8 protein-coding genes are annotated in these 14207 nt (G+C 41.7%); 4 read left to right on the top strand and 4 right to left on the bottom strand.

What is annotated here, in order from left to right:
• Positions 1–374: 374 nt before the first annotated feature.
• A complete protein-coding gene (rpoD, locus tag BANH1_RS04590; protein WP_015398242.1) occupies positions 375–2372 on the bottom strand; it encodes an RNA polymerase sigma factor RpoD in 1998 nt (665 codons plus the stop codon).
• A 346-nt stretch (positions 2373–2718) separates the two neighbouring features.
• Entirely contained in the window at positions 2719–4647 is a 1929-nt protein-coding gene (dnaG, locus tag BANH1_RS04595) for a DNA primase (protein ID WP_015398243.1), read from the bottom strand.
• A 135-nt stretch (positions 4648–4782) separates the two neighbouring features.
• Between dnaG and BANH1_RS04600 the strand changes: the two genes are divergently transcribed.
• The 3 genes from BANH1_RS04600 to BANH1_RS04610 all read left to right on the top strand — a co-directional run bounded on the left by BANH1_RS04600 (position 4783) and on the right by BANH1_RS04610 (position 8559).
• Positions 4783–5994: a mechanosensitive ion channel family protein gene (locus BANH1_RS04600; RefSeq protein ID WP_015398244.1), complete on the top strand. Its 1212-nt coding sequence runs from the start codon at positions 4783–4785 to the stop codon at positions 5992–5994.
• Positions 5995–6065: 71 nt separating this feature from the next.
• Positions 6066–7757 (top strand): Na/Pi cotransporter family protein, encoded by a 1692-nt coding sequence (locus BANH1_RS04605; protein WP_015398245.1) that lies wholly within the window; start codon positions 6066–6068, stop codon positions 7755–7757.
• Positions 7758–8307: 550 nt separating this feature from the next.
• A complete protein-coding gene (locus BANH1_RS04610; RefSeq protein WP_015398246.1) occupies positions 8308–8559 on the top strand; it encodes a GlsB/YeaQ/YmgE family stress response membrane protein in 252 nt (83 codons plus the stop codon).
• A gap of 1454 nt (positions 8560–10013) precedes the next feature.
• On the opposite strand, the gene BANH1_RS04620 is transcribed toward BANH1_RS04610, so the two are convergent.
• Entirely contained in the window at positions 10014–10229 is a 216-nt protein-coding gene (locus tag BANH1_RS04620) for a hypothetical protein (protein ID WP_144050540.1), read from the bottom strand.
• A 682-nt stretch (positions 10230–10911) separates the two neighbouring features.
• Here BANH1_RS04620 and carA point away from each other — a divergent pair.
• Entirely contained in the window at positions 10912–12108 is a 1197-nt protein-coding gene (gene carA, locus BANH1_RS04625; RefSeq protein ID WP_015398247.1) for a glutamine-hydrolyzing carbamoyl-phosphate synthase small subunit, read from the top strand.
• 139 nt (positions 12109–12247) lie between these two features.
• Here carA and BANH1_RS04630 read toward each other — a convergent pair whose 3' ends face one another.
• A complete protein-coding gene (locus BANH1_RS04630; protein ID WP_015398248.1) occupies positions 12248–13519 on the bottom strand; it encodes a TCR/Tet family MFS transporter in 1272 nt (423 codons plus the stop codon).
• Between the last annotated feature and the right edge of the window lie 688 nt (positions 13520–14207).

The following is a 14207-nucleotide window of genomic DNA, read 5'->3' on the forward strand; positions in this document are numbered from 1 at the left end:
CACCGGCTTCTCTGGGGGATGTCGGTGGTAAATTTAGAGCGGCTCTCTTTAGATAGCAGCCCCCGCTCAACTGGTGTGAGCTTTTAATCTGCCAGCACTAAAATATTTACTGGCGCATTGCGGGGCGGTTTTTCGAGAGCAATAGGCACCGTCGTTTTAGGTACTCACTCTCCGCAGATCATTAATAAGCACGAGCCCCCTGAACGGCCCCTCTTTCGGCTACATTCATTAAAGATCGTTGTATATTTGATACCGCGAATCCCGCTCTAATCTTTTCAGACCCTCGCCCCCGCCCTGTTTTGATGCGCACTTCCTCCTTGTATCTACTCCGAGCAATGAATAATAACACACTTCCAGGACGTATCACTATACCCTCAAGAATCGAGGAAACTACGTAATTTTCTGGACCGACTGGGGTGCTTCAATTTACGAAGCGCCTTTGCCTCAATTTGACGGATGCGCTCGCGCGTAACCGAAAATTGTTGACCTACTTCTTCTAATGTGTGGTCGGTGTTCATCCCGATACCAAAACGCATCCGCAAAACACGCTCTTCACGTGGCGTTAATGAAGCAAGCACTCGGGTTGTTGTATCCCGTAAATTAGCCTGAATAGCAGCATCAATCGGCAATAATACGTTCCTATCCTCAATAAAATCACCTAAATGAGAATCATCTTCGTCACCGACAGGCGTTTCAAGTGAAATGGGCTCCTTGGCAATTTTAAGAACTTTTCGTACTTTTTCCAATGGCATAGACAGCTTGCTAGATAACTCTTCCGGCGTAGGTTCACGTCCAATTTCATGTAAAATCTGGCGTGACGTACGAACAATCTTGTTAATTGTTTCAATCATATGAACAGGAATACGAATGGTACGCGCCTGATCGGCGATTGACCGCGTAATCGCTTGGCGAATCCACCATGTAGCGTAAGTTGAGAACTTATACCCGCGCCTATATTCAAATTTATCGACTGCCTTCATTAAACCGATATTGCCTTCTTGAATAAGGTCGAGAAACTGCAAGCCACGATTAGTATATTTTTTCGCAATCGAAATCACTAGGCGTAAATTAGCTTCTACCATTTCCTTTTTAGCGACTGTTGCCTCGCGCTCACCCTTCTGCACTTGTGTAACAATTCGACGGAATTCCCCAATTGAAATAGCAGTTTCTTGCGCAAGATTCTGTATTTCACCGCGCAAGCTTTGAATCACTTTGGTTTCACAAGTGGAAAATTCTTTCCAACCACTCCCAGATAAAGTGGCGATATAATTAATCCAATCCGCATCTAATTCGCGGCCTTGATACTCTTTCAAAAAATCTTCATGCCCAACACCGTAATTCCCGGCGACACGCTTCAATTTACCCTCGTTATGAACTAGCCGTTTATTGATATCGTAAAGTTGCTCAACCAGTGCCTCAATACGATTCTGATTCAGAGAAAGAGATTTCACTGCTTGGATTAATTCGCCCTTTAATTGAATATATTTCTTTTTCTGAGCAGGCGAAAGAACATCCGCTTTATGATCCGCTAAACTACCTTCAACGTGCTGATCTTGTAATTTTCGTAATTTTACATAAGTCTCCGCGATGAAATCCAGAGTCTCCATAACCTGAGGATAAAGTTCGTTTTCCATCGCGGTAAGTGATAAATTAACCTCATCCTCTTCCTCATCTTCATCTTCGACTACATCTCCCGTAATATTCCCCGCATCAGAGAGCGATGCCTCATCTTTTACTCGCTCTACTTTACCTCGATCAATGATAGGAGCTTGCTTAGCCTCTGGACCAGCATAAGTCATTTCAAGATCAATAATTTCACGAAGAAGGATGCGGTGCTCTTTCAGCTCTTCGCGCCAAATAATTAACGCCTGAAACGTCAAAGGACTCTCGCACAGCCCCGCAATCATCGTCTCACGCCCCGCTTCAATACGCTTAGCAATGGCAATTTCACCCTCACGCGAAAGCAACTCAACCGCTCCCATTTCGCGCAAATACATACGTACTGGATCATCAGTCCGATCTGTTGCCTCACGCTTAGATACTGTCGCAACTGCACGGCTCGTAGCCCCTACTAAATCGCCTCCTTCTATAATAATTTCTTCTTCATAATGCTCAGACTCGATTTCATCTTCATCGTCTACAACATTAATACCCATTTCGGAAAACATTGCCAATGTATCTTCAATTTGCTCAGATGTAACTTCATCAGAAGGAAGAACCGCATTCAGCTCATCCATTGTTACATAACCATTTTTTTTGGCAAGCTTGATCATCTTTTTGATAGCATCATCGGAAAAATCAAGAAGAGGACCATCCAAACCCACTTGGCCCGTTTCTTCTGCATCGTCTTTCTGTTTAGCCTTTGTTGCCATACCGTTACTCCACCTGATCACCATGCAAGCTTCGTGCGACCAGCTCTTCTGCGCCTTACTTTAAGTGCATAAACAACTCTACGTATGTACCTTTTTCATAGGGTCAACACTTACCGAAAAAGTGTAGCTCTGCATGCATCCTTAACTCACACGAAAACACGGAAAAGCCATAAAAACCTCCCCGATTCCTCCCAGCTTTTCTGAGATAATCTCTGCACCACATAGAAGAATCAATTTCCCGCTTTTCCTAAAATTCAATCAACATATCTTCACAAAAACGCTGTTTCTGCAACAGACTCTGCAACCTTAGGAATCTTTGGTGACTGATTCGCTAAAAAAAAGCGAATCATTTTAACTTGTTTAATTTATTTCCGTCTGCTTCTTCATCGAACCAACACCCAAACCCTTCAATTAAGGCTTCCGTTGCTTGCATCCGTTCCAGCTCACTTTTTACCTCACGAAGGAGATTAAAAACCTCGTTATTAGGATTTTTCATGAGTTGTTCTTCAACGTCTTGTAATCTTTTATGTAGGTGGTGTTCTTGAAGATGCAAGTAGATAGCCTGTTTTAATGCAGTGCGAGCGTCTTCTATAGGGGCGCCAGCAGAGGCTGTACGCATACCGACATTTTGTACGAGATTTTTTATGCGCTCTAAAATAGCTTTCTGCCCCTTTTCTTCTAACAACATAACCATTGTTACTTTATCGTGAAGCTGCTGGCTCCCAAGAATTTCTAGCATAGACTGATGCAAATTCATTAATTGAATATTTTTCAACTCTAACTCGGCAAGAACTTCAAAATTTTCGTGCCAAAGCTCAGGGTGATGAGCTAAAATCAACAAAATAACTGCCTCGCGCAAAGGAATAGAATAAGATGAATTGCGTGTCATATCAGAATTGACCAAAGCAGAAGATTGATTTTTAAACGTCCCATCCTCTTTTTTTCGGCTATATCCTCCCGTGTTTTTTTTTCTCGAAAAAGATGGACGAAAAAAATCGAAGAGCCGTTTTTTTATATCCTGGAAATAATAACGACGTACATCATCATCCTTAATTGTAAAGATCTGCCGCTTAAGTTTCTGCTCCAGTGCTGCTCTCGCTTCTGGAGTTTCAAAATGCTGCCCATAAGTGGCGCGCCACCATAAAAGCTCAATGAGCGAAATTGATTTTTGCAAAAAAGAATCGAAAAGCTGCGCTCCACCAGCACGGACAATTTCATCTGGGTCCTGGCCTTGCGGCAATAAAACAAAGCGCACAGACATCCCCGCTTTCAAAAGAGGCAACACACGATCCGCAACACGCAAAGCGGCCTTTAAACCAGCTTCATCTCCATCAAAGCATAAAATTGGATTAGGCCCCATTCGCCATAAAAGCTCAATTTGTGTCTCTGTTAATGCTGTGCCTAGAGGTGCCACCACTTCTCTGAAGCCAGCTTTAGTCAGGGCAATCACATCCATATAACCTTCAACAACGAGAATAGAACGTACCTCCCCCGCAGAACGGCTGCTTTTGCGAGCAGAAGCAGCGTTGTAAAGCATATTTCCCTTATGAAAAAGTACTGTTTCGGGACTATTGAGGTATTTCGCCTGCATATTTTTATCTAACGCACGCCCCCCGAAAGCCACGACGCGCCCCCGTAAATCTTCGATAGGAAACATGATACGATTTCTAAATCGATCGTAAGAATCCTCAGTATCTTCATCCGATATGATAAGACCGCATTCTTCCAATTGTTTCATTGAAATACCGCGCGCGCTTAGAGCTTCCTTTAAAATTGTGCGCCCCACCGGGGCGAAACCAATTCGGAAACGCTCTGCAAGCTCTGAAGTTACACCACGTTCATGAAGATAACGGCGCGCCTGCGCACCTCCTTCACCGCGCAAATTATATTGGAAAAAATCCGCAGCTATTTTCATAATATCATAGAGGTCAGCCTTTTGCATTTCGCGCTTATGACTTTGTGGGTCAAAGATAGGCAGTTTTACACCAGCAAAATCGGCCAAACGCTCAACAGTTTCTGAAAAACGCAACCCATCAAGCTCGCCAAGAAAAGTGAAAATATCGCCACTCACACCACAGCCAAAACAATAATAACGGCCTTTACTATCGTCACAGTGAAAACTTGCACTTTTTTCATTATGAAATGGACAACAGCACCAAAAATCTCCCCGAGAAGGCTTGCTTTTTCGGAGGTCAAACGCCACCCTTTGTCCGATAATCGTTGAAATCGGTACCCTCGTGCGAATCTCATCAAGGAAATCAGGCGGGAAGCGCATTATCTCTCACAGATTTTGAAAATTCTTTTTCGAATGTTTAACTACTTTAGAACATAATTTCAATACTTTGTCTTAGGCGGCTGGCAAATTTGTCAATCATTAACCGATGATAACTCAGAAATGGAGACAGAAAAAGTGACAAAATTTCTCGTTCAATACCCCTTGCTAGAAACAACTGCTTGGCTCGTTGTCCTTATTTTTACAGCATTTTCGGTCAATTTTTTAGCTCGGATTTTACTTATAAACAGAGCGAAACGGCTTTTTTCTTTTCTCCCCAAAGCTGCAGCCGCCGACATTGAATATTCTATTAGGTACATGGCTAACATTGTTTCGGCCTTTACCATCTCAATCGGTATTAATTTTATACCCAGAGTACCCGATGAGCTCAATATTGTCATCCGCAATGTTACCAACGCCTTTATCATTTTTGTCGCTGTCTTGACAATTTCTACCCTTTTTAACGTCCTTAATACCCTCTACGAACAACGACCAGCGGCTCGCTTAAAGCCGATAAAAGGTTATATCCAAATCGCTAAGATTGCACTTTTCACTGTTGCTGCCGTTTTAATGGTAGCCATACTGATCGACCGCTCACCTCTCATCCTTTTCTCTGGTCTTGGCGCAATGGCAGCAGTGCTTATATTGGTCTTTCAAGATACACTGCTCGCTCTTGTCGCGGGAATCCAAATTTCATCTACCGATATGGTACGCGTCGGCGACTGGATTGAAATTCCCAATCTTGGCGCAGACGGCGATGTTATTGAAATTGCCCTCCATACCGTCAAAGTTCAAAATTTCGACAAAACGATCACCACGGTCCCTATTCGAAAATTAGTCACAGACCCTTTCAAAAATTGGCGTGGAATGGAAGAAGCCGGCGGAAGACGCATCAAACGGTCCCTACTCCTCGACCAGTCGAGCATCCGCTTTCATACAAAAAAAGAACAAGAATACCTTGCACGCTTTAATCTACTAGAAAGCTACTTTGTGCAAAAAATACCAGAAATTAATGAATGGAATGCTAAATTAAGCAAGAACCATGACGTACCAGCTAATACACGCCGTTTGACCAATATCGGAACCTTCCGCGCTTATGTTTCAGCCTATTTACAGGAGCACGCAAGCATCAAAAAAAATATGACTCTGATGACGCGTCAATTAGCTCCCTCGCCAAATGGCCTACCTCTAGAAATTTATTGTTTTACCAACACAACTATCTGGAAAGACTATGAACAAATTCAAGCCGATATTTTTGATCACCTTTATTCTATTCTCCCTGATTTTGGTTTAAAAATTTTTCAAAATCCAACTGATTATGATTTTCTTCACACACTTGCAAAAAAGTAAAATAAACTTCAATAGCATTAGCGCTCTAAATTAATTATGATTCACCACAAGAAGAAGGAAGAGGAGATATCATGAATGGCTCATTACTGCTCCTTCACCTTGCGGGCGCTGTTTCCCTGCTTCTTTTAGCTACACGCATGGTGCGTACAGGAGTTGAACGTGCCTGCGGGGACAAACTGAAATACGAGCTACGTCACGTCATGTCCAATCCATTTTTTGCTGCGGGCTTTGGACTTTTTATGGCGATTATTTTACAAAGCTCTACTGCAGTGACACTTCTTGTGAGTTCTTTTGTGGGTTCTGGTTTTGTCTCCGGCTTAACAGGTCTTATAGCAGTACGTGGGGGGGAATTGGGATCAGCGTTAGTTGTCAAAATTCTCTCTTACGACCTCACCATTATCGTGCCGTTATGTCTTTTAGTCGGTACTGTTATCTTTATGATGACCGAAAAACCTAATTGGCACCAAATAGGGCGCATCATCATCGGCGTTGGCCTTTTAATTCTGTCTTTGCAAATGATAAGCGCCGCCACAGAGCCTCTACGTGATAGCGTGATTCTGCCTAATATCGTTGGTTACCTTTCAACAGACCTCCTTTCCGCTTTTTTACTAGCAGCAGCTTTAACTTATCTTTTGCACTCATCTATCGCCGGAATTATTTTGTTGGTTAATTTCGCTAACTATGGCCTTATTCACGCTCCATTATGCATTGTAATGGTGCTTGGCGTCAATTTGGGTTCTTCTTTCATAGCGCCACTTTTAACACGCAATGCTCCACCCGATACCCGCCTCGTTTCCTTAGGCAATTTACTGATGCGGGGCGCCGGCTCAGTTCTTATCCTGATCTCGTTTACTCTTTTTCAACCAACGACTACATGGCTTGGTAAAGACGCCCCTAGTCAGGTCATTAACGCCCATATCATTTTTAATATTTTTATCCTCCTTGCCGGTATACCATTATCAAAATGGGTTTTAAAATTAACCACTAAAATTGTACATATGAATGCAAATAAATTGCGCGCCGATAGAACGCTCGATCTAGCGAAGCAAACGGCTCTCGATGATAGCGTTCTTAACCGCCCGAGCCTAGCTCTCTCTAATGTCATGCGTGAAGTCATCCATATTTGTGACCTTGTTGACATTATGCTAGAAAAAATCATGGAACTTTACGAAAAGCCCGATCCCGGCATTATGCATGAGCTCAACCAGCTGAACACTATATTGGACAAAAAATACACCGCTATCAAGCTTTACCTTGTGCAGTTAGCTGGGCAAAAATTATCGGATGAAGAAGCTCTCCAAACACAAGAACTTCTGAGCGCGTGTATCAAACTAGATCAAGCAGGAGATATCATTATCCGTAATATGCTCGCGTTAGTAAAAAAGAAACAACAAAAGGGCTTACAGTTCGCCGATGACAGCTGGAACGACCTACTCCATTTTCACGCCGTTGTTTTAGCAAATGCACATATCGCATTTAATACTCTTGTCTCACGTGACACACACACCGCCCATTTATTAGTGCAGAAAAAAGACCAACTCCGTAATTTAGAAAAAGAAATGAGCTTAAAACATTTCAAACATCTACGTGAAGGTGACATCCAAAATGTGGAATCGTCCAGCCTTCATCTCGACACTATACGCGATCTCAAGCAAATTAATTCCCTCTTGACCTCCATGGTCTACCCTATTTTAGAAGCGCAAGGACTCCTTCAAAGCTCTCGCTTACGGCATCCTCCTAAAGGACAAAAAGCCAGCCCCTAACTTTAATCTTAGTTTTGATTTAAAAATGGACGCCCCCCGTATAAAATACGCAAAAAAAAGACACACACCCCTGCGGCTATAACTACCCACTACTTGTTTTTTTTGCAATCGAGCCGCCGGTGGTGTTTTGAACAAGCCGCTAAATATCATCTCGAAGATTACTGAATACCACGCTGATCGCTTCCCTTTTGAATAGCAATTTTCTCGTTGATTTGGCTACCTCATTTCAAATTTTGTCACGACCTCTATTCTTATAAAATTTGCATGAAAATGCACCTGCCTACGCTCTTTTCACGTCCTAAGACACTTTAGCACACTCTCTTTATATCAAGAAGCCGTTTCTAAATCCTAAGCACCCTCAATAGCGCACACACCTATAAATTCGCGCAATATCATGCTTATTAATGTATTTGTTTTGATTAAAAAACAAAAATTGTGGCAAAATTTTTAGGAATGACTTCTCTTTAAGCAATAAATAGACTAACCTTGATCTTCATGCAACTTACTCTAGCTACAGTCAGCAGTGTAAATTCAGGCAAAGGAGAGTGTAATGGAAGACGCAAATATCGGCTGGCTCGCAGCTATCATCATCGGTGGTCTGGCTGGGTGGGCTGCTCAATATTTTATGAATAGCCGAACAGGGGTGTTTTTGAACATTATTCTGGGAATCGTCGGCGCCGCGTTAGCGAGCTTCCTTTTTAGTCTTTTGGGCGTCAATTTCGTCGGTTGGTTGGGCTACCTCATTTCAGGTTTCATCGGAGCCTGCATCCTCGTGTGGGTTGGCCGGAAAATCCGGCCTTAATCAGCGCCCGCCCCCTCTCGGAGGCGCCCCCCGGTGCCTTCCTAGAGCCGTTCTATCCTCGCTCGGGGCGGTAAACTCCGCGCCCGTGTGCGCGACTACCCCCCGAGGGAAATTTACAGTGCCGCCCCTTTCGCACGGCACAGCACCCGATCCGCGATCCCTGAGCTCCCCTCTCGCTCGCACGACCCCCGCAGCCTTCTCGCCGCGCCTGCGTGTTATATTTTACAAAAATTCGTCATCATTATGACGACCTCAATTATCCGAAAGCGAAAAATTATAAATTAAAACTAAAAATTGAATTTATCGCCCACATTAAAACGCCGATACAATAAAGCGACCAAATCTGTCAGCTTGTGTCGCCTCTGACGGGCACCTACTTTACTATAAAGTACCCTTATTCAAAATAATTGAGCACCCACGCTAATGCCTATCCATCGGATAAAAAATATTTTCTGAATATCAATAAAAAAGCAAAAAAATAGATCCTAAAAAAATAATGACCCGCCTCTCTTGCATTTTTTTCTAAAATTGGTTGCTTTCATATTGCTACACTACAACCGCAGACTCGCTGGCAATTTATACCATCTAACACAGATTGCAAAGCGCGGTTTGCGCAGCGTGTGGAGTGTAATTCAAATAGGGATGGAAATCGATATCCGATGTTAAAGCTTTCATCTTGCCACTACTAAAATGGTTTGCTGATCAGAATTTTTCAGTTTTCGTCACTTTCAGTAACTGGCTTATGGAATCAGGGTTGATGGCTAGCCGTTTGAGCGCCATTGCACTCATGTACGTATTGAACCACAATGTGAATACCTCATCCCTCGTGACAAACTAGAGGAAGAAGCTAAACACCTGCCTGATATCTCGTACTAACTACGCGAAATTGCAGATGGGAGACAGCCAGCCTTGGCTTCTTGGACAAACATTGACCCCGTACAAAACTGTATCTGACCGTAATCGAGCACTAATGGATTTTTAGGGACCAGTACCACCGCGCCGCTATCTTTTCAGCAGCGACAAGTTAACCCGTAATTACATTCACATTAGCTGGCAAGGTGCACAACGGATATACCGCTCCTGCCTGTGGACAGCAAGCAAACCACTGTTGCTGAGCCCCATCTATTTTAAAAGGATTCGCCGCTGCTGGTACCAGATTCTGAGCAAATAAAAAGCGCAAATCTCTTAAAAAAATACCGCGAAGCGTACGGCAAATACACCGTCCCCCCAATAAACAGGATAAACCACCTATCTCCTTCGAAGTATTTCTGCATAACCTATCTAAAGCTAACCATTATTCACAACCACTGTGCTGCGCTCTCTATTATGTTGCAACCCACCAGCGATCAAAAAACACCTCTTAACACCTTTTACAATTTGTTGACACAAATTATCAGTAGCAGCGACTACTTTTATTTACTTTTAATTCCGCTGACGCTAAACGGCCAACTTCTTTATTTGCAGAATTTTTCATTTAATAAATCACTTTCATTAATATTTAAATGATCTAATATTTTTTTTATTTCATTAGTTCTTAATGTATTGTTTTTTAATTTATAACCTAAATAACTTGGACTTTTGTTTAAAACATCTAATGAGACTCTATAAACAGGTATTCCGTTTTCGTATAAATATTTTTTTAGATTATTAGTAAGAACTAATTTATCCATTTTCATTCCTTTCATAAAAATTTTTTATAATTTATGATAAATTATGTCAACACATTTTTTAATTGTTTTAAAATAAATTGGTGATATATTAATAAATGCCAGTGTCTATTCGTTTTTTTATAAGCTTTATGTGTGGATACAGTCCCTGACACGGACCACCATAAAATCCGTCTGTACGGAAATAATATTGCGATTAGAACATTGGCATTTTAATTGCAAGGAAAATGAAATGAGTGGTGACGGTAAATTAAATTCCTCTTATAATCAAGCGTTGACTTCTTGCTCAGTTTAAATAAGCTGCGTTGGACTTTCGCCTATTTTTAATTTTCCTTCATCAAAATGAAAAAGATCACGTTTCTTAACCACAGCATCGGTTAAACCAAACAAAGCCCCCTACTCTTCTTAAACAACCTTGAACGCCCTGTTAACCTGGTCATGTAACACAAATTTATCTAAATTCACTCAACTGAGAATACTTTTTTCATAACTAATAAAGAGTATTACAATGTTAAACGAAGTCTTAGAAAAAACAAAAAGAGGCCTTTACCTATTCATAGAATATACCTATACTTTCTATATTAAGAGAAATATTATAACAATAATATACAGCCTCTACTACTATTACAGTTTTTACGTGGTGTTTATTATTACGCCTCTCAGATAGCGAGTTATGAGTCACACTATGACGCAGACCATCTCTTCCCCCAGTCCTTGGAGCGTGAGCAAGCCTACAGCCCTTTTAATATTGGCTGATGGGACAATTATTGAAGGTAAAGGCGCAGGCGCCACAGGTGTTGCAGAAGCTGAATTATGTTTTAACACCGCCATCACTGGCTATGAAGAAATCCTTACAGACCCGTCATACACTGGACAAATCGTTAATTTCACCTTTCCTCATATCGGCAATGTAGGTACAAATAACGAAGATATCGAAGATCTTACACCTCTCAATGATCGTGGCGCCATTGGTGCTATTTTTAAAGCGGACATTACTCATCCTTCCAGCTACCGCGCAATTGAAAATTTTAATCAATGGCTGAAGACGCATCAAATTATCGCACTTTGTGGCATTGATACACGAGCACTAACCGTTCTTATCCGTGAAAAAGGTGCACAAAATGCCGTCATCGCCCATGATTTAAACGGAAATTTTGATATTAATGCCTTAAAAGAGCGCGCGCAAAAATGGCATGGCCTTATTAATCTTGATCTTGCAAAAAAAGTGACGTCAAAAAAATTAGTAAACTGGAATGAAAAACCGTGGGTATGGAACGAATCTTACAGTGAAAATAATAAGAAAAATTTTCATATCGTTGCGATTGACTACGGCATTAAACGCAATATTCTCCGCCTTATAGCCGCGCAAGGTGCGCACATAACTGTTGTACCAGCGCACATGAACGCAGAAGAAATTTTAGCGATGAATCCCGATGGTATTTTTCTATCTAACGGCCCAGGGGATCCAGCCGCCACAGCTGAATATGCTGTTCCAACTATTAAAACACTCATTGATTGTAATATACCCCTTTTTGGCATATGCCTCGGTCACCAGCTTCTTGCTCTTGCTGTTGGGGCTAAAACTGTAAAAATGCATCAAGGGCACCACGGCGCTAACCACCCCGTTAAAGACCTGACTACCGGAAAAGTCGAGATTGCGTCGATGAATCACGGTTTTGCAGTAGACGCGTCATCTTTGCCGCAACACGTTGAAGAGACACATATTTCCCTCTTCGATGGTTCAAACTGCGGCCTTAAGATCAGCGGAAAGCCTATTTTTTCTGTCCAGCACCACCCCGAAGCCTCTCCGGGGCCACAAGACAGCCATTATCTGTTTACACGTTTCCGCGATTTAGTTGTGAATTATAAAAAAACAATCTAATTTAGTGATTTCTTATCTCCCAGGCTTCTATCTTTTTCACTAAAGAGCGTAATCTTTTTACTGCGCACCGGCACGCCATCTCCCAAAATGAATCAAATGCCTTAATTCATTTACGAAGACGATAAACTCCATTTTTGCTTTAATTACCGTGGCGTAATGGTTCTGGCAGCATTTTAGGAAGTGGACGCACGCGCAAAGCGAAAATTATAGTCGCTACAGCAACCATACAAAAGCTTCCTATAAAAGGAGCGCCAGAAAAATGAATTTCTGCGCCTTCATGCGTAAATTGTCTAAAAATAAGTGTATAAAAAATAGGTCCAATTATTGAGCCCAATGAAGTAACAGATGTCATCGCTCCCTGTAATTCTCCTTGCGCGTTCGCCGGTACTTGTGCTGAGGCAATAGCGCGCATGGGAGCATGAACGAGATATTCAAGTATCGTACACGCAAAAACGGCATAAACCATCCACCCTTGCGTTGCGAATGCGAAGCCGAACATAGCGACTAACGCAGAAAAAAGACCAACCATAGTAATGCGCCAATCGTTCCAACGCTTAGAGAGATATGGCAAAATCAAAGCCATCACAATGATCTGCCCCATACCGAAAACGCCATAAGACACTCCAATAGAAAAAGCACTCCAATCATAGCGCTCTTTAGCGACGAATGACCAAATGCTCGGCCACACAGATTGCCCAACCCAATAAAGAAAAAAAGCTAACAACACCCAGAAAACGACTGGATATTGTCTAAGTTGCAAAAGCGCGCCTAAAGGATTTGCGCGCTTAATATCAAAAGGGCGTCTATTGCGCATAGAAAGAGTTTCTGGGAGCATAATCCACGCGAAAATAAAATTAATAAATGAAAAACTAGCAGCAAAATAAAACGGAACACGCGGCCCAAACTGGCCTAAGAAACCACCAATAAAGGAGCCTAAAGTAAACCCAACTCCAAATGCTACCCCGATAAGAGCAAAATTGCGTGTACGAGTCTTATCGTCCGATATATCGGCTAAATAAGCGGAACATGTCGCGAAACTAGCGCCACTCACTCCCGACAAAAAACGCCCGATAAATAACATAGAATAACTCCAGGCTATAGCACATATGAAATTATCGATGGCAAAACTGATAATAGAGATAAGCAAAATGGGACGGCGACCATAACGATCAGAAAGATTACCAATGAAGGGAGCAAATAAAAATTGCATCACTGAATAAGCAGCCAATAATCCCCCTCCTTCTACAGATGCCTTACTAATATCCTCTCCTGTCAACTGATGGATATAATCAGGCAAAACGGGACCGATGATCGCGATGCCGATGATATCTAATAATAAAGTAATAAAAACTAAAACGAGCCCGCGACGAACGAATGCCGAATCAAGTTTTGGACTTTTCATAGCATGCATATCACTTCCCTCACCATCCTTCTAAATCCCTGCTTATTTTTCGAAGCCTCCACTTAGCATAATTTGCGTCAACGCAAAACCTAAAGCAAAAAATGTCTCTAGATTCCACTTTACCGAGCGTACAGACATTTAATATTTTCACAAAGAGCGGATGATTTTTTACATTGTGTAAGCCTCAACGAAAATTTTCGCATATTTTGCAAAAAATTGGCCACACTCAGTAATGCTTCAAAAGTGCTATTTTAAAATATTTTTGAACAGAACAAACAAACTTAAATTCCAAAATAACGACCCACCTCTCACCCCTGTTTTAATGAGAATATTGCCACCAGCAAATGTTTAAATACGTCTTCACGTGCCTATCACCTTTAAAATTTCATCAAATTTCGATGTAATATCCACTTCCGTTTAGAGTAAATGGCACTCAGCTTCATTTGCTGTAAATAACCCGCTATGCTGTGTTAAATATGGTGGCCTTTAACGTCTCAACTTCGCTAAAATTTTATGTCCTCTTGATGATAAGTTACAGTTTTGCACTTACAGAAAGTTAATAAGCCTTAAAGAAGCTATTCATCTTCAATTTTACGAAAAAAGCATGGAAAAGGCATTTTATGGCTTACTTTCTGTACTTATTAACCTATAAAACAAGCGTAGCCTCGAAAATTTTTAATGTTCTGCCTACCGCAAC

The organism is Bartonella australis AUST/NH1 (assembly GCF_000341355.1).
Taxonomy (GTDB): Bacteria; Pseudomonadota; Alphaproteobacteria; order Rhizobiales; family Rhizobiaceae; genus Bartonella; species Bartonella australis.